The sequence below is a fragment of the Pseudomonas sp. 58(2021) genome, assembly GCF_017491585.1.
GTDB classification, from domain to species: Bacteria; Pseudomonadota; Gammaproteobacteria; order Pseudomonadales; family Pseudomonadaceae; genus Aquipseudomonas; species Aquipseudomonas fluorescens_BT.
In genome coordinates this window covers 1-19,902 of sequence record NZ_JAFGYZ010000025.1, presented here as the reverse complement: position 1 = coordinate 19,902, position 19,902 = coordinate 1, and the positions used below count along the sequence as shown (strand labels likewise).

Here is a 19,902-nt window from a genome sequence, read left to right as displayed (position 1 = left end):
ACGGACATTCATCATGCGCAAGTCAATGCTGTTGCTGGTTGCCGGTGTGCTCGCCGGTTGTCAGACGCCGATGCCCCCGGTCGACCCGAGCATGGCCTGGGTCGAGTTCTCCACGCCGACCCCCGGCGGGAAACTGCTGATGGCCGAGCGTCTCGACAAGCAGAGCTTGAATGACGGGCGTTTTTTCCAGGTAACGCCCGGCAGCCATGAGTTGCTGGTGCGTTTCGATTTCGAGGCGCCTGGTGGAGGCGGCGGTCTGTTGAACGACCCCGTGGAGCGTCTGTGCTACCTGACCATCCGCTTCGACCATTTCGAAGCGGGTCAGCGTTACGTGTTGGAGGGTCGCTCCCTGATGTTTACTCCCAGTGCCCGGCTGTATAACGCCAAGCGGGAAATCGTCGCCGAGGATCGCGACACCTATTGCGCCATCTAGCGTGAATCAGCGGTCGTTCTTCTGATAGATGATGGCTTTGGTGCCGTTGTCGCAGGTGCCGACGATCATGGCGACGTCGTGTTTTTCAGCCTCCTCTTTGGACACTATCTCCAGGGTGTAGGAGGGCACGGCATTCGCCTGAATCTTGATTTCGATCTCTTGCTTGAGTTCTTCGCAGTCTTTGGGCGCTGCGAAGGCCGACGTTGCCAGCACGCCACAGATAACCGCCAAGGCAAAACGTTTCATGGTTGAAGCTCCATCGAAGCAGCGCGCACGAAGATGCGCGAAAGCTGCTGTCATTTATTCGACCACATTTTTGCCTGGCGGGTTCTGATTAGGCTCAATCCCGTCAGCCAACCAGCGACGCGTCGAGACTGATTTTCGCATTCAGCACCTTGGACACCGGGCAACCTTCCTTGGCCTTGTTGCTCAGCTCTTCGAACTGCGCCTGAGTCGCGCCCGGAATCTTCGCCTTGAGAATCAGCTTCACCGCAGTGATCGCGAAACCGCCGTCAACCTGATCAAGGGTGACTTCAGCCTGGGTATCGATGCTGTCGGCCTTCAGCCCGGCGTCGCCGAGGATCATCGAGAATGCCATGGAGAAACAGCCGGCGTGGGCGGCGCCGATCAGTTCTTCCGGGTTGGTGCCCTTGCCGCCCTCGAAGCGGGCCTTGAAGCCGTACGGCGCTTCCCGCAGGACGCCGGTTTCAGTGGAGATCGAGCCGATGCCGGTTTTCAGGTCACCTTCCCAATGCGCGGATGCCTTCTTCACGATAGCCATGTGTGCCTCCTTCAATTCGGGCGCGAACGCCGCGCCGTCGTGGTTTTTGCCTGCAAGGCTTCTGAGGATAGACGCCGGAACAAAGTTCAGCTCATCTGAATCGTTGACTTTTTTAGTAGGAAATTTCGGGTCGGCTATTGAAACTCGGGTATATGCCCTTATTGCACATGACACGCTTATGAATTGGGCAGGTTTGCGTTCGCCAAGAACACACCTGCGCCCTCAATCGGAGATGCAGGTTTATGAAGCAACTGTCCGACGTAAAGTTTTCAACCCTCGATCTGGTGCCAGTGCGCGAAAACGGCAGCCCGGCGCAGTCGCTGCGCAACTCGCTGGACCTGGCGCAGCATGTCGAAAAATTCGGCTACACCCGGTTCTGGGTCGCCGAGCACCACAACATGGACGGCATCGCCAGTTCCGCCACCTCGGTTTTGCTGGGCTATCTGGCCGGCGGCACGTCGACCATCCGCGTCGGCTCCGGTGGCGTGATGCTGCCCAACCACGCGCCGCTGGTGATCGCCGAGCAGTTCGGTACCCTTGAAAGCCTGTATCCGGGGCGGATCGACCTCGGCCTGGGCCGTGCGCCGGGTTCCGATCAGATGACCGCCCGCGCCCTGCGCCGTGAGCGCTCCGGCAGTGCCGACGACTTCCCGGAAGATGTGGCCGAACTGGCGCGGTTCCTCGGCCCGCGTACGCCGGATCAACGTGTGATCGCGATGCCGGGCACCGGCACCAACGTGCCGATCTGGCTGTTGGGTTCCAGCCTGTTCAGTGCGCAACTGGCCGGCGAGCGCGGTTTGCCCTACGCCTTTGCCTCACATTTCGCACCGCGCTTCATGCACGAGGCGATTCGCGTCTACCGCAATCACTTCAAGCCATCGGCGGTGCTCGACAAGCCGTACGTGATGCTCGGCGTGCCGCTGGTGGCCGCCGACACCGACGAGCAGGCCGATTACCTGGCAACCTCGGTGTACCAGCGGATTCTCGCGCTGATGCGTGGGCAAAGTCTGGTGCAGCGTCCGCCGGTGAAAACCATGGACGGCCTGTGGCTGCCACACGAGCGTGAGGCGGTGGGTGATTTCCTCGGTCTGGCGATGGTCGGCAGTCCGCAGAAAATCCGCGCGAAACTCGAAGTGCTGGTGGAACAGACCCAGGCTGATGAACTGATCTTCACCTGCGACCTGTACGAACACGCCGATCGCCTGCATTCCTACGAGCTGCTGGCGCAGGTGATGAAGGGCTGAGGTCTGACATTCAGGCACAAAAAAAGCCGACGCATTGCGTCGGCTTCTGTTTTCCGGCGTGATCAGCCGCGGGTGTAAACGATCTCTTTGGCGCCGCCTTCGCAGGTGCCAACGACTTTGCCGCCACTGGCCGCACCCTTGTCGACAATCTCCAGCGAATACCCGGAAACGCCCTTGGCATCCAGCTTGGCCGCAATTTCAGCCTTCAGTTCTTCACAGGGCTTGCCGGCAGCAAACGCACCACCCGCAAGGCTCAACAAACCTACTGCCAACATGAACTTCTTCATCGGTCGCACTCCCTGGTCGGATTAAAAGAGGCGGGCATCAGGTCGTTTACCCGATGCGCTCACCCTGTAGCGCTTTGCCATTCCTATGGCATTCGGCCAGCGCGCAAGTTCAGAAGCGTAGTCCAAACTCAGCTGCTGGCAATCCTGAACCCGACTTTCAGAGTCACTTGAAAGTGGGCAGCCTTGCCGTCCTTGATGTGGCCGCGGGTATCGACCACTTCAAACCATTCCAGATGCTTGATGCTCTTGTTGGCCTCGGCCAGCGCGTTGTTGATGGCGTCTTCGATGCTGCTGGTGGACGAACCGACCAGCTCGACTTTCTTGTAGGTGTGATGGTCACTCATGGCGATCTCCTTGACGTGTGGAATTGAGCCTAGCAGCGATTTGCGCTGTTGATTTCGGTCGCCGGGAGAAACCGGAGTTCAGATTTTCTGCACTTTCCAGAACCCGTGAAGTCCCAAACAACACACGCCACTCATCACCAATGCAGGAGAGCCACCATGGCCAACACCTCGTTACGCAAAGCCTCGTTGCAAAGCATGGAAGCGGAGATCGAGAGTCTGCTCAAGTCGTTGGAGAGCCTGAAGGACGACGCTTCTGACGAGTCGCGCAAGACCCTCAAGGCGCTCAAGGGCAATGCTGAAAGCGCGCTGAAACACTCGCGCAGCCTGCTCAGCGATGCCTACGAAGAAGTCAAAGTCAAAACCCGGGAGACCGGGATCGCCACTCGTGATTACGCGCAGGAACATCCGTGGACGACCGCCGGTGTGGCGGTCGGTGCGTTGGGTCTGCTGGCCGCTTACTTGCTGTTCAAGCGCGGCGAGTGATCCGCCTGGCGCAGCTCGTTCCTGAGCCACTGCGCCAATTGCCGGGCGCGCCCGTCTGCGGCGCGCTTGGGTAGCCACAACGCCAGTTGCGCCGGGGTTTCACTGAAACCCCACGGCGCGACCAGGCGACCGGCCTTCAAGTCTTCGGTCACCAGCGGTTCCGGTGCGATTGCCACGCCCAACCCGGCGACGGCCGCTTCCAGCAAGTAATACAAATGCTCGAAACCTTGTCCCAGTTTCAACGCCTTGGCGTCGAGGCCGTTTTGCTGTGCCCAGCTCGGCCAGGCTTGCGGGCGTGAGGTCGTGTGCAGCAAAGGTTCGTCGAGCAGGGCGATGGGCGGTGCCGATTGCAGGCGCTGGTAGCCGCTGAACAGCGGGCTCATGACCGGGCCGATGCGCTCGCTGGCCAGCTCGTAGACCTGCATGTCTGCCGGCCATGGCGGTTCGGCGAACAGCAGCAATGCATCCAGCCCCGGACGACGCGGGTCGAGATCGCCTTCGCCGGCCGACAGGTGCAGACGCAAGTCCGGCAGATCGGCATTCAGTCGTCCCAGCCGAGGGATGAACCAGCGCGCCAGCAGACTGCCGGAGCAACCCAGCACGAAGGGCGCGTCGGCGGTGCTTTGGGTCAGTTCGGCGCAGACGCTGCGCAAGCGGTCGAACGCCTCGCCGCTGGCGTCGCGCAGACGGATGCCGGCATCTGTGAGTTTCAAGCCGCGACCATCCTTGACGAACAGGCTGACGCCCAGGTGCTCTTCAAGCGCCTTGAGCTGGCGACTGACCGCACCGTGTGTTACGTGCAGCTGTTCGGCAGCCTGGCTGACGCTGTTCAGCCGGGCGGTGGCTTCGAAGGCGCGCAGGGCGTTCAGCGGGGGAAGGTCATGGCTCATGATATCTGTGAGTTTTCCTGACAGGTCGTGGCGATCTTATCGGTTTTCAGCCTGGAAGGTCAGGGGTAGAGTGAACGCCATTGTCTTCTCGTGAAATCCGCTGGAGCGAACCATGACCCAGACTTCGAACACCTCCGATCTGCGTAACGGCCCTGACGCCAACGGCCTGTTTGGCTCGTTCGGCGGCCGTTACGTCGCCGAAACCCTGATGCCGTTGATCCTCGACCTGGCCCGCGAATACGAAGCGGCCAAGGAAGATCCGGTGTTCAAAGAAGAATTGGCCTACTTCCAGCGCGACTACGTCGGACGTCCGAGCCCGCTGTATTTCGCCGAGCGCCTGACCGAGTTCTGCGGTGGCGCCAAGATCTACCTCAAGCGCGAAGAGCTGAACCACACCGGCGCGCACAAGATCAACAACTGCATCGGCCAGATCCTGCTGGCGCGACGCATGGGCAAGAAACGCATCATCGCCGAGACCGGCGCCGGCATGCACGGCGTGGCCACCGCCACCGTGGCCGCGCGTTTCGGTCTGGATTGCGTGATCTACATGGGCACCACTGACATCGAACGTCAGCAGGCCAACGTGTTCCGCATGAAGCTGCTGGGCGCCGAAGTGATCCCGGTGGTCGCCGGCACCGGCACCCTGAAAGACGCGATGAACGAAGCACTGCGTGACTGGGTGACCAACGTCGACAGCACCTTCTACCTGATCGGCACTGTGGCCGGACCGCACCCTTATCCAGCCATGGTTCGCGACTTCCAGGCGGTGATCGGCAAGGAAACCCGCGATCAACTGCAAGCCCAGGAAGGTCGTCTGCCGGACAGCCTGGTGGCGTGCATCGGCGGCGGTTCCAACGCCATGGGCCTGTTCCACCCGTTCCTTGATGACAAGAGCGTCGAGATCATCGGTGTCGAAGCCGCCGGTTACGGCATCGAAACCGGCAAACACGCGGCCAGCCTCAACGGCGGCGTACCGGGTGTGTTGCACGGCAACCGCACTTTCCTGCTGCAGGACGACGATGGCCAGATCATCGACGCCCACTCGATTTCCGCCGGCCTCGACTACCCGGGCATCGGCCCGGAGCACGCCTGGTTGCATGACATCGGCCGCGTCCAGTACACCTCGGTGACTGACGACGAAGCCCTCGCTGCGTTCCACCAGTGCTGCCGCCTCGAAGGCATCATCCCGGCACTGGAAAGCGCCCATGCCCTGGCCGAAGTATTCAAACGCGCACCGAAGCTGCCGAAGGATCACCTGATGGTGGTCAACCTGTCCGGCCGCGGCGACAAAGACATGCAGACCGTCATGCACCACATGGAACACTCTCAACAAGAGCAATCGAAGCAGGAGAAACACTGATGAGCCGCCTGCAAACCCGCTTTGCCGAACTCAAGGAACAGAACCGCGCCGCCCTGGTGACCTTCGTCACCGCTGGTGACCCGGACTACGACACTTCGCTGGCCATCCTCAAAGGCCTGCCGAAAGCCGGTGCCGATGTGATCGAGCTGGGCATGCCGTTCACCGACCCGATGGCCGACGGCCCGGCGATTCAGCTGGCGAACATCCGTGCCCTGGGCGCCAAGCAGAACCTGATCAAAACCCTGCAAATGGTCCGCGAGTTCCGCAAGGACAACAGCGACACACCGATGGTGCTGATGGGTTACTTCAACCCGATCCACAAGTTCGGCGTCGAGCGCTTCATCGCCGAAGCCAAAGAGGCCGGCGTTGACGGCCTGATCGTGGTCGACATGCCACCGGAGCACAACTCGGAGCTGTGCGACCCGGCCCAGGCTGCAGGCATCGACTTCATCCGCCTGACCACACCAACCACCGATGACGCACGTCTGCCGAAAGTGTTGAACGGCAGCTCCGGCTTCGTTTACTACGTGTCGGTTGCCGGTGTGACCGGTGCCGGTGCGGCGACGCTGGAGCACGTCGAGGAAGCGGTGGCGCGTCTGCGTCGTCACACCGACCTGCCGATCAGCATCGGTTTCGGTATCCGTACGCCGGAGCAGGCTGCGTCCATCGCGCGTCTGGCCGATGGCGTGGTGGTAGGGTCGGCGCTGATCGATCACATTGCCAACGCGACCACGCCGGATCAGGCCATCGACGGCGTGCTGAGCCTGTGTTCGGCGCTGTCCGAAGGCGTGCGTAAGGCTCGCGTCAGCTGAAGGTAACGTTCCTGATTGAGAGGAATTAGCACCTCAAGGCACAGACAACGAGGGATTCAGAACCGCGTTCTGAATCCCTTTTTGCTGTTGGTGCGGTGAGGAAACCCCATGAAAATGCCGAAACGTCTGATTGCCGGTCTGGGCGTGCTGATGATCAGCGCGACGCCGCTGCTGGCCAGCGCCGACCCACGCGATGATCACGACCACGGCGGCCCGCAACAGGGGCATTTCGACGATCGCGGTGGCGATATCGTGTTGATCGCAGTCGGTACCGGGATCGTCTACGAAGTTCTGGACGGCGTTCTGTATTGATTGGCAGGCAATAAAAAAGACCGCAGCCTTTCACAGGCTGCGGTCTTCTTTTTTCAGGGCCGTTGTTTTCAGGGCAGTTCCAGGCCGCCCGAGGCTTTGTGCAGTTTGCGCAAATGCTCGCCGATCTGCTTCACGTTGGCTTCGTTGGCGGCAATCTCCGCCGCTCGCTTCGGTTCCAGCAGCGCGCGTACCTCCTTGTCCAGATCACCGCTGAGCACCAGCAGCTGTTTCTGACGCTGGCTGCTTTCGGCTTCCAGTCGACTGAATTCGCTGGGTTGCGGCAGGCCGTAACCACGAGAATCGAGCAATTCTGCCGGGCGACTGAGGAAGCCGCTGTTGGCGAGGATCTGCTGCAACGTGGCGTTGGCCTTGTCCATGCCGCCGTTCTCCAGTTCCCGGGCGCCGAGGTAGCGTTGCTTGACCTCATCCTGGGCCAGCAACAACTGACGACGGAAACTCGCCTGTTCCAACAGCAGCAATGCAGCGCTGGTGCGCAGGTCGGCGCGTTCGAACCAGGGCCGTCGCTCCTCGGCAGACAGCGACAGCCATTCCTCGACGCTGGTCTGCTTGATCGGCAATTGCTTCTTCAGCACCTCGAACATCGCCTGATAACGATCGCGAAACGAGTCGAAGCGGTAACCCAGGCGCAAGGCCTCTTTCGCGTTGTCCAGCACGCTGGTATCCGCCAGGCCCCGGCCCTTGAGCACTTCCAGCAGGCCATTGGGCATGATGCTGTCGAGGCCGACCAGTTGCGAATTGTTGCTGCCGCTACGCAGCAGCTTCAGGCTTTCCACCGCGCAGTTGTTGGACAGGAAGAAGTAGTTGCCGTCGTAGCTCCAGTGCATTTCGGCGGCGTGTTCGACCACGTCTTCGATCTCGCTGCGGGACAGGTTCAGCGGCACGGAGGCGAGGCTGCGCAATTCGGTCTTGGTGTATTCGTCGATCACTTGCGCCAGTGGCAGGACAAACAGACGCGACGGGTATTTGCCGACCAGTCCATCCCAACTCGACAGCTGCACATCGCCGACAAATGCGCGGTAGGACAGCACCAGGTGCTGATCCAGGTCCAGTCGGCAATCCGGCCCACGAGGCCGGCCCGGGGCGCAGATCACCAGGCGCAGCATGCTGTGCCCCCAGCGGCTGACCCAGTTCTGATTCGCTTCGGCCAGCAGGTAGTCGATGGCGTAGACCCGCTCCGGATCGACCTGCCCCAATGGCTGCTTGGCAAAGTCGTTGCCGGCATTGAGGAAGGCGAAGGATTTGGCGCAGGTGTCCTTTTCCGGCGGCGCCCAGCCGAAGTGTTCCTTGTAATAGCGATACAGCGCCGGGCGGCGGCAGGCGTAGCTCGGGTCGAGGAGGAAGTACTCCATGTTGACCGCGACGAACTCCTTCGGATTGGAGATTTCGTACAGATCCGGGCTGCGGGCGATTTGCCGGTTGTGCTGTTCACGCTCGCCACGGCGGCCGACGTATTGCTGCCAGCCGGCGAGGTCGAGCAGGCGCGGGTCATCGCTGAGGGTGAAGCGCCGGTCATTCTGGCCACGGCATTCATCCGGCAGGCCGATCAGCCCGGCGCTGTTGTTGCGGCGCGTGCAGCGCTGGATCAGCGTGCGTTCGGCGGCCGGCCACAGGCGTGCGCGATCATAAATGTGGGTGATTTCATGCAGTACCGTGGCCAGCAATTCCTGACGCACAGTGCCGTGGGGCCGACTGGTCTTTTGTTTGGCCGCGCTGCCGTCGGTGAGACTGGCGAGCAGTTTGCGGTTCAGGTCCAGTTCGGAGACCAGCGTTGCCTGGCCATAGGCGTTGGCGGGCATGTCGTCGGTCCAGCCGACATCGATGCGTCGATCCAGGCGCTCGATGAAGCTGGGCGGCAGCTTGCGCATCGCTTCATCGAGCAGCGCCTGACTGGCCTGTTGTTGGGCAGGGCTCAGACCATCGGTCTTGAGACGCAGTTGCAGGCTGGCGTGAGCGTTACTGCCGATCAGCAGCAGCGCCCCGGCCAGCAGCCAGGCGCTGAGTGACTTCACAATGCGAGGATGGCTTCGGCGAGTACCTGATCACTGGCGTCGCGGGCTTCCGGCACGCGGGTGCGCAAGGTGTTGAGGGCGGCTTCCAGATGCGCGCCACGGATATCACCGTTGCTGGCGACGAAGCTGGCGGCGTCGTCGTGGGCTTCGCGGATGATTTTCGAATCGCGGATCGACGTGGTGGTGTCGGAGGTGAAATCGATGGTGCGCTGGGAGGCACGAACGATGATGTTACTGGTGGCTACCAGGGTGTGCGCCTGGGCCATATCGGCCAACAACAGCAGGCCAAGGGCGGCAGCAATCAGCGGGCTACGCATGGAACGACTCCGGAGGGGGCAAGAATAACTATTGGACGAGAATTGCCTGTGCCAGTTCAAGGTCGCTTACATGAAGTTTTGGCCGGGATTTACGCAGGTAATGCAACGCGGATTCCAGCTGGGCGCCTCGCAACTGGCCGTCACTGGCAACGAATGCCGCGGCATCGTCGTGGGCGGCGAGCAACAGTTTACGGTCGAAAGGCGCGGAAGACACCATGCTGGTGGCGTAACCGCTGACAACGGTGTTTTGCGTCGAGACGTCAAAGGCATCGACTGACGTCGCCCAGCAGGACGTGAACAGAACGGACGGGATGAGCAGATTTGAAAGAAAACGCATGAGTCTCGGGTGCTGTTAGTGAGCCCCAAGGCTAGCGCAATGCCCGGGCCAGAGCCAGCGGCGAAACATCGGGACACGACGGACGTGTCCCTTCACGCAACGTCGGATCAGATCGCCAGGATGGCTTGCGCCAGTTGTGCATCGGTCGCATTCAGTTGCGGAGCCTGATGGCGGATAAGGTCCAGGGCGCTCTCCAGTTTCACGCCGCGGATCTGGCCTTCGCTGGCAACGAAGCTGGCAGCGTCGTCACGGGCAGCGATCACGACTTTGTTGTCACGCAGCGAAGAGCTGACGTCGGAAGTCGCGTCCGAAGAGGACTTCAGGGCGCCAACAACGGCGTCGGTGGTCACGATGAAGCTGGAGGCGCTGGCATTGGCTGCCACGGCCAGCAGGGCGGCAGCACTGAGCAGGCGAAGACGGGACATGGTGTAACTCCTCTGGAAGTTTCGTATTGAGAGGTGGCTTGGTGTCTGGGAAGTCAGACGCCAGTCGCACGGCATTCGCCACGTTCTGCCCGGATATTAGGCCTGTGTGGGAGGTTTCGCACAGAGGGCAAAATGCTAGCGCCAGAAAGGTTTTTCCAGTTCGTTGAGTCGATCCGTGTGGCTCAGGCCGAGATCGGCGAGCTCCCGTCCATCGAGTTGAGCCAGCAGACGCCGTGTCCTGGCGCGCTCCAGACCCTGCCGGAAACCTCTGAATAGCCGCCGTAGGCGACCGAAACGAAGAGAACGATCGGCCGAAACTGCTGAAACATCCTGTATGTGATTCATGACGTCTTCCTTATTCCAGTGGAGGCGGAAGGTCATGTTGAGCCGAATGCGGTGAGCACGGCAGATACACCGCGGCAAAATTGTACTGGTTCAGTTGTGGTTATATTAAAACTGTACCTGTCTGCGGTACACGCTCCTGTACCGGATGTTTTCCTGGCCCAAAACGACAAGACCCGTCGCGGTTTCCCGCGACGGGTCTTGTGTGTTCAATTCGGGTTGCTGGCGGTGGGTCTAACGACCAGAGCCAGCGACGCTACTTAGCGCCAGAACGGCTTGCTCAGCTCTTCGTAGCGTTGTGCTTCGCTGATACCGGCGTCAGCCAGCAGACGCGAATCCAGACGAGCCAGTTGGTGGCGGCTGGAGATGCGGCGCTGCCACAACATCAGGTTGGCGATAACGCGCAGAGGCAGGGAAGCCTGGGTTTTTGCAGCTTTGTCTTCGAAGAACAGTTCGGAACTGAGTGTACGTTCCATGGTTGACATCCTTCCGCTTGTGGCGGGATCAGGTAGTGGTTTAACTGGTGCCCATGATCCTCTCGTTTGGCCAGACTCTCTAGATACAGTTCACTTGTATTGTGAGTGACCAGTTAACTGTTTATAGGGGGTGTACGGGTCAAAATTGCGCAAACTGTACCTGTCTGCGCATTTTTGGTGCATTTTTACCCAATAGGAAGGCTTGAGCAGGCAAAAGCCGTAGGAAAAGACCGGTACAGAAGTACAGTTTTTGATGAGATCGAAGATTTTAAAATCCCGCTGGCAAAACTGTGTTTGTGCCAGCGGGAAATCTGTGCGGATTACACAGCCAGCATGCGTCCGGTTTCTTCCAGATTGATGTGCCAGCTCAGTGCATCGCGCAGGATGTGCGGGGTGTGGCCGCCGATGGCACAGGCTTTATCGAAATAGTCGTTCAGCGCCTGGCGGTAATCCGGGTGCACACAGTTATCGATGATGACCCGGGCGCGTTCCCGTGGCGCCAGGCCGCGCAAGTCGGCCAGGCCTACCTCGGTCACCAGGATGTCGACGTCATGCTCGGTATGGTCGACGTGGCTGACCATTGGCACCACGCTGGAAATCGCGCCACCCTTGGCGATCGACTTGGTCACGAACACCGCCAGGTGTGCGTTGCGCGCGAAGTCGCCGGAGCCACCGATACCGTTCATCATCCGCGTGCCGCAGACGTGGGTGGAGTTGACGTTGCCATAGATGTCGAATTCGAGCGCCGTGTTGATACCGATGATTCCCAGGCGCCGCACCACCTCCGGATGGTTGGAGATTTCCTGTGGACGCAGTACCAGCTTGTCCTTGTACTTCTCCAGGTTGCCGAACACGTCGCTGTTGCGCCGTTCCGACAGGGTGATCGAGCTGCCAGAGGCGAAACTCAGCTTGCCCGCATCGATCAGGTCGAAGGTCGAGTCCTGCAGCACTTCGGAGTACATGGTCAGGTCTTCGAACGGCGAGTCGATCAGTCCGCACATTACCGCATTGGCGATGTTACCGATCCCGGCCTGCAACGGGCCGAGCTTGTTGGTCATGCGTCCGGCATCGACTTCCTGCTTGAGGAAGGTGATCAAGTGATCGGCGATGGCCTTGGTGTCGACATCCGGCGACGACACGGTAGACGGCGAATCCGGCTGCTGGGTGATGACGACCGCGACGATCTTCTCTGGCGGGATCGGGATCGCGGTGCTGCCGATGCGGTCGTCGACTTTTACCAGCGGGATCGGTGTGCGGGTCGGGCGGTAAGTCGGGATGTAGATGTCATGCAGACCTTCGAGGTTCGCGTTGTGCGCCAGGTTGATCTCGACGATTACGTGTTTGGCGAAGATCGCGAAGCTCGCCGAGTTGCCCACCGAAGTGGTCGGCACGATGTGGCCCTGTTCGGTGATGGCCACGGCTTCGATCACGGCGATGTCCGGCAGCTTCAGTTGCTGGTTGCGCAGTTGCTCGACGGTTTCCGACAGGTGCTGGTCGATAAACATCACTTCGCCGGCGTTGATTGCCTTGCGCAGGGTGCTGTCGACCTGGAACGGCATGCGCCGCGACAGCACGCCGGCCTCGGTCAGTTGCTTGTCGAGATCGTTGCCCAGGCTGGCACCGGTCATCAGGCTGATCTTCAGCGGCGTGACCTTGGCTCGCTCGGCCAATGCATGGGGAACGGCCTTGGCTTCGCCGGCGCGGGTGAAGCCGCTCATGCCGACGGTCATGCCGTCCTCAATCAGCGCAGCGGCGTCGGCGGCGCTCATCACTTTATCCAACAACGAAGGCAGGCGAATACGGTCACGGTACATGGATTATTTTCTCGGGCAGCGAGTAGCAGGATGCGCAGTCTAGTGAATTTCGCGAGCGCCTGTCCCGCTACCAAGGTCGCAAACGAGGCGTCTATTCAGCGGGTTTCAAGTAAAACACCGTTACCGGATCTGCAACAACGCGGCAAATTGTCCGACGGTTTGCGCAAACAAAAACGCCCCGACAAGTCGGGGCGTTCGGTGTTGCCGGCGAGGGTTACTCGACCGCTTTGACCATGTCTTCGATGACTTTTTTCGCGTCGCCGAACACCATCATGGTCTTGTCCAGGTAGAACAGTTCGTTGTCCAGACCGGCATAGCCGCTGGCCATCGAGCGCTTGTTGACGATGATGGTCTTGGCCTTGAACGCTTCGAGGATCGGCATGCCGGCAATCGGCGATTTCGGATCGTTCTTGGCGGCCGGGTTGACCACGTCGTTGGCGCCGAGCACCAGCACCACGTCGGCCTGGCCGAACTCGGAGTTGATGTCTTCCATCTCGAACACCTGGTCGTAAGGCACTTCGGCTTCGGCCAGCAGTACGTTCATGTGGCCAGGCATCCGACCGGCCACCGGGTGAATCGCGTACTTCACGGTCACGCCGTGGTGGGTCAGCTTCTCGGTCAGCTCTTTCAGTGCGTGTTGCGCGCGAGCCACCGCCAGACCGTAGCCCGGCACGATGATCACGGTGTCGGCGTTGGTCAGCAGGAAAGTCGCGTCGTCAGCCGAACCGGATTTCACCGGACGGGCTTCCTTCTCCCCGGCAGGACCGGCGTCTGCTGTATTGCCGAAACCGCCGAGCAGTACATTAAAGAAGGAACGGTTCATCGCCTTGCACATAATGTACGAGAGGATCGCGCCGCTCGAACCCACCAGGGAACCTGCAATGATCAGCATCGAGTTGTTCAGCGAGAAGCCGATACCCGCCGCCGCCCAACCGGAATAGCTGTTGAGCATCGACACCACCACCGGCATGTCGGCGCCGCCGATCGGGATGATGATCAGCACGCCCATGACGAACGCCAGGGCCAGCATCAGTGCGAATGCGGCAAGGTTGCCGGTCAGCATGAAGGTGAGGCCAAGGATCAGCGTCGCCAGACCCAGTACCGCATTCAGCTTGTGCTGACCGCTGAACTGTACCGGTGCCCCCTGGAACAGGCGGAACTTGTACTTGCCCGACAGCTTGCCGAAGGCGATTACCGAACCGGAGAAGGTGATCGCGCCGATGGCGGCACCGAGGAACAGCTCCAGACGGTTACCTGCCGGAATCGAGTCGCCCAGTTGCTTGACGATGCCCAGCGACTGCGGCTCAACCACTGCAGCAATGGCGATGAACACCGCTGCCAGACCGATCATGCTGTGCATGAACGCGACCAGTTCCGGCATCTTGGTCATTTCAACGCGTTTGGCCATGATCGAACCGGCGGTGCCGCCGATCAGCAGGCCGACGATCACGTAACCGATGCCGGCAGTTGCCAGCTCAGCGCCCAGCTTGTAGATGAGGCCGACCGTGGTGATGATTGCCAGTGCCATGCCGAGCATGCCGAACAGGTTGCCGCGCCGCGATGTGGTCGGGTGCGACAGACCCTTGAGGGCCTGGATGAAGCAGATCGACGCGATCAGGTAGAGCGTCGTGACGAGGTTCATGCTCATTACTTAGGCGCCTCTTCTTTTACTTTCGGGGCTTTCTTCTTGAACATCTCAAGCATGCGGCGGGTGACCAGGAAGCCACCAAACACGTTGACCGCTGCCAGTGCCACGGCAAGGGTGCCCATGGTCTTGCCCAGCGGGGTGACGGTCAGGGCGGCAGCGAGCATGGCGCCGACGATCACGATCGCCGAAATGGCGTTGGTCACCGCCATCAAAGGCGTGTGCAGTGCGGGGGTAACGTTCCAGACCACGTGATAGCCGACATAAATCGCCAGCACGAAGATGATCAGGTTGTAGATACCGGGGGAGATAAGCTCTTCCATCGTCTGAATCCCTGCTTAGGCGTTTTTGCGGATGACTTGGCCGTCGCGGCACATCAGGCACGCGGCGACGATGTCGTCTTCGAGGTTCACTTCAAACTGGCCTTCTTTGGTGAAGACCAGCTTCAGGAAGTCCAGCAGGTTGCGTGCGTACAGCGCCGAGGCGTCTGCGGCGACTTCACCGGCCAGATTGGTCGGGCCGACGATGGTCACGCCGTTCTCGATCACAACCTGATCGGCCACGGTCAGCGGGCAGTTGCCACCCTGGGCGGCGGCGAGGTCGATGACCACCGAGCCGGGTTTCATCTGTGCCACGGTGTCTGCGCTTAGCAGCGTCGGCGCCTTGCGGCCCGGAATCAGTGCGGTGGTGATGACAATGTCAGCCTGCTTGGCGCGTTCGTGCACGGCCTGGGCCTGGCGCTGCATCCAGCTGGCCGGCATTGGGCGCGCATAACCGCCGACGCCGACCGCGCATTCGCGTTCTTCATCGGTCTCGTAAGGCACGTCGACGAACTTGGCGCCGAGGGATTCGATCTGTTCCTTCACGGCCGGACGTACGTCGGACGCTTCGATGACGGCACCCAGACGTTTCGCCGTGGCAATCGCCTGCAACCCGGCCACGCCGGCCCCCAGAATCAGCACTCGCGCCGCTTTCACGGTGCCCGCAGCGGTCATCAGCATCGGCATGAAGCGCGGATAGTAATGAGCGGCCAGCAGCACGGCCTTATAGCCGGCAATGTTCGCCTGGGACGACAGCACGTCGAGGCTCTGGGCCCGGGAGGTACGTGGTGCCGCTTCCAGGGCGAACGCGGTAATCCCGCACTCGGCCATTTTCGCGATGGTGTCGTTGTTGAACGGGTTGAGCATGCCCACCAGCACCGTTCCACGCTTGATCAGCGTCAGTTCGGCATCGCTTGGCGCGACCACTTTGAGAATCAGCTCGGCGCCAAACGCGTCATTGGCAGTGCCAATGGTCGCGCCTGCCGCTTCATAGGCACTGTCGACAACGCTGGCTTTAACGCCGGCGCCGGTTTGCACAGTGACCTTATGACCTTGGCTGATCAGCTTTTTAATGGTTTCCGGGGTTGCAGCAACCCGTGTTTCACCGGTCTGGGTTTCGAGAGGAACACCAATGTGCACGTCAAATCTCCTGCGTGATCTTATTGAGTAAACCCATGCACTACGGATGGTGCGACTGGGGCGGCCGATCAGCACGATCCCGCCAAATCAGGGCGGGGCGCGGCATTTTGCAGGCGAAGTTTATGCCCTTCAAGGGATTATGACGGGTGACGGAAAATTAACTACAAGTCATCCCGTGACCGAATGTCGCAGATGGCCAGTTGAATCCCTTGCAGGCCGTGCCTTTCAAGGAGTCTGGATGAATTTGAAGAATTTTCTCATCGGTGACGTGAATAGGTCGCAATGCGTCGCGAATGAGGGCTCAAAGCCACGTCGGCAGGCGCTTGTGGGACGTCTGTACGACTTTCGGATACAGTCTGTCGATTTGCGACAAATAGTTATATCTGTAGGGCTTTGATTTTCCTGACTACGGGGTTAGTAATTGCTGGAGCCCTTTAACCTTCTAGGTTGTAGCTATATGCCTGATTCACCAGCCAGTCGCGAAATGCCTTGAGTGACGCTGATTCGACCTTTCGCTCCGGAATCATCAGGTAATACGCCTTGATGCTGGAGAGCGCGTTCGGGTTGGCAATGACCAGCCGTTTCTCGGCCAGTTCGCGTTGAATGAGGAACGGTGGGATCAGCGCGATGCCCATGTCGTGCATGGCGGCCTGGGCCAGCATGGAGAATAGCTCGTAGCGCGGACCTGTCATGTCACGGGGGATGTTCAGGTGTTGCGAGTTGAACCACTGTCGCCAGGCGTAGGGGCGGGTGGTTTGCTGGAGCAGCGGCAGATCGGCGATATCCTCCGGTGTCAGAAGCTTCCGGTTGCCGAGCAGGGCAGGGCTGCATACCGGCATCGGATTCTCGCCCATCAGCCTGTGGGATTCGGTGCCCGACCAGTCGGCATCGCCAAAATAGATGGCGGCATCGAAGTCAGTGTCGGCAAACAGGAACGGGCGGGTGCGGTTGGTCAGGTTGACCGTAACCTCGGGGTGCTTGAGCTGGAAATCCTTGAGCCTTGGCAGCAGCCATTGCGTGCCGAAGGTGGGCACCACAGCGAGTTCGATCACGTTGGTACCTTGCTGGCCCATGACCGACAGGGTGTCACGCTCAACGGCATCAAGCTGGGTCGCTACTCGACGGCTGTAGGAAAGACCCGCCTCCGTCAGCTTCACCCCGCGCCGGGAGCGTCGGAACAGTTCGACACTGAGGAAGTCCTCAAGGCTGGCGATCTGTCGGCAAATGGCGCCCTGGGTGAGAGAAAGTTCTTCGGCGGCCTTGGTGAAACTCTCGTGACGGGCGGCGGCTTCGAAACTGATCAGGGCGGTGGTGCTGGGTATCTTGCGGCGCATGTACGTCAACCTCACTAATACATCGCTTAATTGGCATTTCGCGACGTTTCGGAGTGAGAAATTAGCACAACAGGATGCGAAATCCTCGTTTGCCGGGATGGCGAAGCGGGCCTAGGATCAATGCCACGTTAATTCACCCGATTTGCGAGGACTCACTCATGGGCGGTAAAGCTAGCTTCAACTGGATCGATCCACTGCTGCTGGATCAACAGCTGACTGAAGAAGAACGCATGATCCGCGACACTGCCGAGCAATTCGCCCAGCAGAGCCTCGCGCCACGTGTTCTCGAAGCCTTCCGCCATGAGAAGACTGATCCGGCGATCTTCCGTGAAATGGGTGAGGTCGGCCTGTTGGGTGCGACGATCCCCGAACAGTACGGTGGCAGCGGCCTCAACTACGTCAGCTACGGCCTGATTGCTCGTGAAGTCGAGCGTGTCGACTCTGGCTACCGTTCGATGATGAGTGTGCAGTCTTCGCTGGTGATGGTGCCGATCAACGAATTCGGTACTGAAGCGCAGAAACAGAAGTACTTGCCGAAACTGGCTTCCGGCGAGTGGATCGGCTGCTTCGGTCTGACCGAGCCGAACCACGGTTCCGATCCGGGTGCGATGATTACTCGTGCGCGCAAAGTCGAAGGTGGCTACAGCCTGACCGGCGCCAAGATGTGGATCACGAACAGTCCGATCGCCGATGTGTTTGTGGTTTGGGCCAAGGACGATGCTGGCGACATCCGTGGTTTCGTTCTGGAGAAAGGCTGGAAGGGCCTGAGCGCTCCGGCGATTCACGGAAAGGTCGGTCTGCGAGCCTCGATCACCGGCGAAATCGTCATGGACAATGTCTTTGTGCCGGAAGAGAACATCTTCCCGGACGTGCGTGGTTTGAAAGGTCCGTTCACCTGCCTCAACTCTGCACGTTATGGCATCTCCTGGGGTGCGCTGGGTGCGGCGGAATTCTGCTGGCACACCGCTCGCCAGTACACCCTGGATCGTCAACAGTTCGGTCGTCCGTTGGCCGCCACTCAGTTGATCCAGAAAAAGCTGGCGGACATGCAGACCGAAATCACCCTTGCACTGCAAGGCTGCTTGCGTCTGGGTCGCATGAAGGATGAAGGCACCGCAGCGGTTGAAATCACTTCGATCATGAAGCGCAACTCTTGCGGCAAGTCGCTGGATATCGCTCGCATGGCGCGTGACATGTTGGGCGGCAACGGGATCTCCGATGAGTTCGGGGTGGCCCGTCATCTGGTCAACCTGGAAGTGGTCAATACCTACGAAGGTACTCACGACGTTCACGCGCTGATCCTCGGTCGTGCGCAGACCGGCCTGCAGGCGTTCTATTAACAGGAGAGCGACCATGGGCGCGCTGTCGCATCTGCGGGTACTGGATTTATCGCGAGTGCTGGCCGGCCCATGGGCCGGGCAGATTCTTGCCGACCTTGGGGCGGAAGTGATCAAGGTCGAGCGCCCGGGTAATGGTGACGATACCCGCGCCTGGGGGCCGCCCTTCCTGAAAGACGCTTACGGCGAGAACACCAGCGAGGCGGCTTATTACCTGTCGGCCAACCGCAACAAGCAATCGGTGACGATCGACTTCACGCGTCCCGAAGGTCAGAAGCTCGTGCGGGAGCTGGCAGCCAGGTCCGACATCCTGATCGAGAACTTCAAGGTGGGTGGTCTGGCCGCTTATGGCCTGGATTACGAGTCGCTGAAGGCGGTCAATCCGGATCTGATCTATTGCTCGATTACTGGTTTCGGTCAGACCGGACCGTATGCCAAGCGTGCGGGTTATGACTTCATGATTCAGGGACTGGGTGGGCTGATGAGCCTCACCGGGCGTCCTGAAGGTGATGAAGGCGCCGGTCCGGTGAAGGTGGGTGTGGCGCTCACGGATATTCTGACGGGGTTGTATTCGACCGTGGCGATTCTGGCCGCGCTGGCTCACCGCGATCATGACGGCGGTGGTCAGCATATCGATATGGCGCTGCTGGATGTTCAGGTGGCTTGTCTGGCTAACCAGGCGATGAATTATCTGACGACGGGCAATGCGCCAAAGCGGCTGGGGAATGCGCATCCGAATATCGTGCCGTACCAGGACTTTCCTACTGCTGATGGTGACTTCATTCTCACGGTGGGTAATGACGGGCAGTTCCGCAAGTTTGCCGAGGTAGCCGGGCAGCCGCAGTGGGCGGACGATCCGCGCTTTGCTACTAATAAGCTGCGAGTGGCGAACCGGGCGGTGCTGATTCCGCTGATCCGTCAGGCAACAGTCTTCAAAACGACCGCCGAGTGGGTGTCTCAACTGGAGCAGGCGGGTGTGCCGTGTGGGCCGATCAATGATCTGTCACAGGTGTTCGAGGATCCGCAGGTTAAGTCCCGTGGGTTGGCGATCGAGCTGCCTCATGCTCTGGCAGGGATGGTGCCGCAGGTGGCGAGTCCGATTCGCTTGTCGCGGACTCCAGTTGAGTATCGACGTGCTCCTCCTCTATTAGGTGAGCATACGCTGGAGGTTTTGCAGCGAGTGCTGGGTCTGGAAGCCGGAGCGGTGGCGGCAATGAAGCAGGATGGAGTGCTTTGATGGCTTCCTCTATATAGAAGGGGGCTTCTATATAGAGGGCGTGGGGTGTTTTACGATCTGTCCGCAAGTTATTGAAAGAAAAACGAAATTAAGTGTTGACGGCAGATTCTGGAGGTCTATAATTCGCCCCACTTCCGGCGCAGTCGAAACGGAAAACTCCTTGAGATTCAATGAGTTACACGGTTTTCGATAGCGGTTTGCT

General features: G+C 60.1%; 24 protein-coding genes. 8 read left to right on the top strand and 16 right to left on the bottom strand.

Annotated elements, in window-relative coordinates:
- Window positions 1-13: 13 nt before the first annotated feature.
- The gene (locus J5M72_RS24120) at window positions 14-433 is read left to right on the top strand and encodes a hypothetical protein (RefSeq protein ID WP_169428282.1); all 420 of its coding nucleotides are present in this window, start codon (window positions 14-16) and stop codon (window positions 431-433) included.
- Between the two features lie 6 nt (window positions 434-439).
- Here the strand turns inward: J5M72_RS24120 and J5M72_RS24115 are convergent, their stop codons facing one another.
- Both J5M72_RS24115 and J5M72_RS24110 read right to left on the bottom strand, forming a co-directional pair.
- Window positions 440-679: a DUF1161 domain-containing protein gene (locus J5M72_RS24115; protein ID WP_074689739.1), complete on the bottom strand. Its 240-nt coding sequence runs from the start codon at window positions 677-679 to the stop codon at window positions 440-442.
- A gap of 103 nt (window positions 680-782) precedes the next feature.
- Window positions 783-1,214 (bottom strand): OsmC family protein, encoded by a 432-nt coding sequence (locus tag J5M72_RS24110; RefSeq protein ID WP_007953923.1) that lies wholly within the window; start codon window positions 1,212-1,214, stop codon window positions 783-785.
- Between the two features lie 242 nt (window positions 1,215-1,456).
- Between J5M72_RS24110 and J5M72_RS24105 the strand changes: the two genes are divergently transcribed.
- A complete protein-coding gene (locus tag J5M72_RS24105; RefSeq protein ID WP_047297487.1) occupies window positions 1,457-2,458 on the top strand; it encodes an LLM class flavin-dependent oxidoreductase in 1,002 nt (333 codons plus the stop codon).
- A gap of 62 nt (window positions 2,459-2,520) precedes the next feature.
- Here J5M72_RS24105 and J5M72_RS24100 read toward each other — a convergent pair whose 3' ends face one another.
- Window positions 2,521-2,745, bottom strand: coding sequence for a DUF1161 domain-containing protein (locus J5M72_RS24100; RefSeq protein ID WP_085748065.1), 225 nt, complete (start codon window positions 2,743-2,745; stop codon window positions 2,521-2,523).
- Between the two features lie 128 nt (window positions 2,746-2,873).
- Window positions 2,874-3,089: a dodecin gene (locus J5M72_RS24095; protein ID WP_003220389.1), complete on the bottom strand. Its 216-nt coding sequence runs from the start codon at window positions 3,087-3,089 to the stop codon at window positions 2,874-2,876.
- A 156-nt stretch (window positions 3,090-3,245) separates the two neighbouring features.
- Here J5M72_RS24095 and J5M72_RS24090 point away from each other — a divergent pair, with 156 nt between their 5' ends.
- Window positions 3,246-3,572 carry a DUF883 family protein gene (locus tag J5M72_RS24090; RefSeq protein ID WP_007953918.1) on the top strand — a complete coding sequence of 109 codons (327 nt, stop codon included), beginning with the start codon at window positions 3,246-3,248 and terminating at the stop codon, window positions 3,570-3,572.
- Here J5M72_RS24090 and J5M72_RS24085 read toward each other — a convergent pair.
- The gene (locus tag J5M72_RS24085) at window positions 3,545-4,462 is read right to left on the bottom strand and encodes a LysR family transcriptional regulator (RefSeq protein WP_207867306.1); all 918 of its coding nucleotides are present in this window, start codon (window positions 4,460-4,462) and stop codon (window positions 3,545-3,547) included. The two genes, J5M72_RS24090 and J5M72_RS24085, sit on opposite strands and share 28 nt — an antisense overlap.
- A gap of 112 nt (window positions 4,463-4,574) precedes the next feature.
- Here J5M72_RS24085 and trpB point away from each other — a divergent pair, with 112 nt between their 5' ends.
- From trpB to J5M72_RS24070, 3 genes are all read left to right on the top strand, one after another.
- Window positions 4,575-5,822, top strand: coding sequence for a tryptophan synthase subunit beta (trpB, locus tag J5M72_RS24080; RefSeq protein ID WP_207867304.1), 1,248 nt, complete (start codon window positions 4,575-4,577; stop codon window positions 5,820-5,822).
- Window positions 5,822-6,634, top strand: a complete 813-nt coding sequence (gene trpA, locus J5M72_RS24075; RefSeq protein ID WP_207867302.1) for a tryptophan synthase subunit alpha — start codon at window positions 5,822-5,824, stop codon at window positions 6,632-6,634. The genes trpB and trpA overlap by 1 nt, the downstream gene beginning before the upstream one ends.
- Window positions 6,635-6,742: 108 nt before the next feature.
- Complete coding sequence (locus J5M72_RS24070) at window positions 6,743-6,946, top strand: hypothetical protein (RefSeq protein ID WP_207867300.1); 204 nt, start codon at window positions 6,743-6,745, stop codon at window positions 6,944-6,946.
- Window positions 6,947-7,014: 68 nt separating this feature from the next.
- Here J5M72_RS24070 and J5M72_RS24065 read toward each other — a convergent pair whose 3' ends face one another.
- The 11 genes from J5M72_RS24065 to J5M72_RS24015 all read right to left on the bottom strand — a co-directional run bounded on the left by J5M72_RS24065 (window position 7,015) and on the right by J5M72_RS24015 (window position 17,126).
- Window positions 7,015-8,976, bottom strand: a complete 1,962-nt coding sequence (locus tag J5M72_RS24065; protein ID WP_169428287.1) for a DUF4105 domain-containing protein — start codon at window positions 8,974-8,976, stop codon at window positions 7,015-7,017.
- Window positions 8,973-9,293: a DUF2388 domain-containing protein gene (locus J5M72_RS24060; protein WP_065260625.1), complete on the bottom strand. Its 321-nt coding sequence runs from the start codon at window positions 9,291-9,293 to the stop codon at window positions 8,973-8,975. The genes J5M72_RS24065 and J5M72_RS24060 overlap by 4 nt, the downstream gene beginning before the upstream one ends.
- 28 nt (window positions 9,294-9,321) lie before the next feature.
- A complete protein-coding gene (locus J5M72_RS24055; RefSeq protein WP_169428288.1) occupies window positions 9,322-9,630 on the bottom strand; it encodes a DUF2388 domain-containing protein in 309 nt (102 codons plus the stop codon).
- A gap of 107 nt (window positions 9,631-9,737) precedes the next feature.
- Window positions 9,738-10,055, bottom strand: coding sequence for a DUF2388 domain-containing protein (locus J5M72_RS24050; protein WP_169428289.1), 318 nt, complete (start codon window positions 10,053-10,055; stop codon window positions 9,738-9,740).
- 135 nt (window positions 10,056-10,190) lie between these two features.
- A complete protein-coding gene (locus J5M72_RS24045) occupies window positions 10,191-10,400 on the bottom strand; it encodes a DUF1127 domain-containing protein (protein WP_169428290.1) in 210 nt (69 codons plus the stop codon).
- Between the two features lie 257 nt (window positions 10,401-10,657).
- Window positions 10,658-10,873, bottom strand: coding sequence for a DUF1127 domain-containing protein (locus J5M72_RS24040; RefSeq protein ID WP_003220409.1), 216 nt, complete (start codon window positions 10,871-10,873; stop codon window positions 10,658-10,660).
- Window positions 10,874-11,193: 320 nt separating this feature from the next.
- Window positions 11,194-12,687, bottom strand: a complete 1,494-nt coding sequence (locus J5M72_RS24035; RefSeq protein WP_169428291.1) for an acetyl-CoA hydrolase/transferase family protein — start codon at window positions 12,685-12,687, stop codon at window positions 11,194-11,196.
- 214 nt (window positions 12,688-12,901) lie between these two features.
- Window positions 12,902-14,335, bottom strand: a complete 1,434-nt coding sequence (locus J5M72_RS24030; RefSeq protein WP_169428292.1) for an NAD(P)(+) transhydrogenase (Re/Si-specific) subunit beta — start codon at window positions 14,333-14,335, stop codon at window positions 12,902-12,904.
- On the bottom strand, window positions 14,335-14,655 hold the full coding sequence (locus J5M72_RS24025; protein WP_003187417.1) for an NAD(P) transhydrogenase subunit alpha: 321 nt from the start codon (window positions 14,653-14,655) through the stop codon (window positions 14,335-14,337). The genes J5M72_RS24030 and J5M72_RS24025 overlap by 1 nt, the downstream gene beginning before the upstream one ends.
- A 15-nt stretch (window positions 14,656-14,670) precedes the next feature.
- The gene (locus J5M72_RS24020) at window positions 14,671-15,792 is read right to left on the bottom strand and encodes a Re/Si-specific NAD(P)(+) transhydrogenase subunit alpha (RefSeq protein ID WP_207867298.1); all 1,122 of its coding nucleotides are present in this window, start codon (window positions 15,790-15,792) and stop codon (window positions 14,671-14,673) included.
- A 434-nt stretch (window positions 15,793-16,226) separates the two neighbouring features.
- Window positions 16,227-17,126, bottom strand: coding sequence for a LysR family transcriptional regulator (locus J5M72_RS24015; RefSeq protein WP_169428294.1), 900 nt, complete (start codon window positions 17,124-17,126; stop codon window positions 16,227-16,229).
- 158 nt (window positions 17,127-17,284) lie between these two features.
- On the opposite strand from J5M72_RS24015, the gene J5M72_RS24010 reads away from it, so the two are divergent.
- Window positions 17,285-18,466 carry an acyl-CoA dehydrogenase gene (locus J5M72_RS24010; RefSeq protein WP_085712999.1) on the top strand — a complete coding sequence of 394 codons (1,182 nt, stop codon included), beginning with the start codon at window positions 17,285-17,287 and terminating at the stop codon, window positions 18,464-18,466.
- A gap of 13 nt (window positions 18,467-18,479) precedes the next feature.
- Window positions 18,480-19,700 (top strand): CaiB/BaiF CoA-transferase family protein, encoded by a 1,221-nt coding sequence (locus J5M72_RS24005; protein WP_207867296.1) that lies wholly within the window; start codon window positions 18,480-18,482, stop codon window positions 19,698-19,700.
- Window positions 19,701-19,902 lie beyond the last annotated feature (202 nt).

Coding starts and splice junctions, on each gene's coding strand:
- J5M72_RS24050 (WP_169428289.1), bottom strand. CDS start 10,055: ATGTCCCGTCTTCGCCTGCTCAGTGCTGCCGCCCTGCTGGCCGTGGCA.
- J5M72_RS24035 (WP_169428291.1), bottom strand. CDS start 12,687: ATGTACCGTGACCGTATTCGCCTGCCTTCGTTGTTGGATAAAGTGATG.
- J5M72_RS24105 (WP_047297487.1), top strand. CDS start 1,457: ATGAAGCAACTGTCCGACGTAAAGTTTTCAACCCTCGATCTGGTGCCA.
- J5M72_RS24095 (WP_003220389.1), bottom strand. CDS start 3,089: ATGAGTGACCATCACACCTACAAGAAAGTCGAGCTGGTCGGTTCGTCC.
- J5M72_RS24055 (WP_169428288.1), bottom strand. CDS start 9,630: ATGCGTTTTCTTTCAAATCTGCTCATCCCGTCCGTTCTGTTCACGTCC.
- trpB (WP_207867304.1), top strand. CDS start 4,575: ATGACCCAGACTTCGAACACCTCCGATCTGCGTAACGGCCCTGACGCC.
- J5M72_RS24060 (WP_065260625.1), bottom strand. CDS start 9,293: ATGCGTAGCCCGCTGATTGCTGCCGCCCTTGGCCTGCTGTTGTTGGCC.
- J5M72_RS24115 (WP_074689739.1), bottom strand. CDS start 679: ATGAAACGTTTTGCCTTGGCGGTTATCTGTGGCGTGCTGGCAACGTCG.
- trpA (WP_207867302.1), top strand. CDS start 5,822: ATGAGCCGCCTGCAAACCCGCTTTGCCGAACTCAAGGAACAGAACCGC.
- J5M72_RS24045 (WP_169428290.1), bottom strand. CDS start 10,400: ATGAATCACATACAGGATGTTTCAGCAGTTTCGGCCGATCGTTCTCTT.
- J5M72_RS24040 (WP_003220409.1), bottom strand. CDS start 10,873: ATGGAACGTACACTCAGTTCCGAACTGTTCTTCGAAGACAAAGCTGCA.
- J5M72_RS24090 (WP_007953918.1), top strand. CDS start 3,246: ATGGCCAACACCTCGTTACGCAAAGCCTCGTTGCAAAGCATGGAAGCG.
- J5M72_RS24030 (WP_169428292.1), bottom strand. CDS start 14,335: ATGAGCATGAACCTCGTCACGACGCTCTACCTGATCGCGTCGATCTGC.
- J5M72_RS24110 (WP_007953923.1), bottom strand. CDS start 1,214: ATGGCTATCGTGAAGAAGGCATCCGCGCATTGGGAAGGTGACCTGAAA.
- J5M72_RS24100 (WP_085748065.1), bottom strand. CDS start 2,745: ATGAAGAAGTTCATGTTGGCAGTAGGTTTGTTGAGCCTTGCGGGTGGT.
- J5M72_RS24025 (WP_003187417.1), bottom strand. CDS start 14,655: ATGGAAGAGCTTATCTCCCCCGGTATCTACAACCTGATCATCTTCGTG.
- J5M72_RS24010 (WP_085712999.1), top strand. CDS start 17,285: ATGGGCGGTAAAGCTAGCTTCAACTGGATCGATCCACTGCTGCTGGAT.
- J5M72_RS24005 (WP_207867296.1), top strand. CDS start 18,480: ATGGGCGCGCTGTCGCATCTGCGGGTACTGGATTTATCGCGAGTGCTG.
- J5M72_RS24070 (WP_207867300.1), top strand. CDS start 6,743: ATGAAAATGCCGAAACGTCTGATTGCCGGTCTGGGCGTGCTGATGATC.
- J5M72_RS24015 (WP_169428294.1), bottom strand. CDS start 17,126: ATGCGCCGCAAGATACCCAGCACCACCGCCCTGATCAGTTTCGAAGCC.
- J5M72_RS24085 (WP_207867306.1), bottom strand. CDS start 4,462: ATGAGCCATGACCTTCCCCCGCTGAACGCCCTGCGCGCCTTCGAAGCC.
- J5M72_RS24120 (WP_169428282.1), top strand. CDS start 14: ATGCGCAAGTCAATGCTGTTGCTGGTTGCCGGTGTGCTCGCCGGTTGT.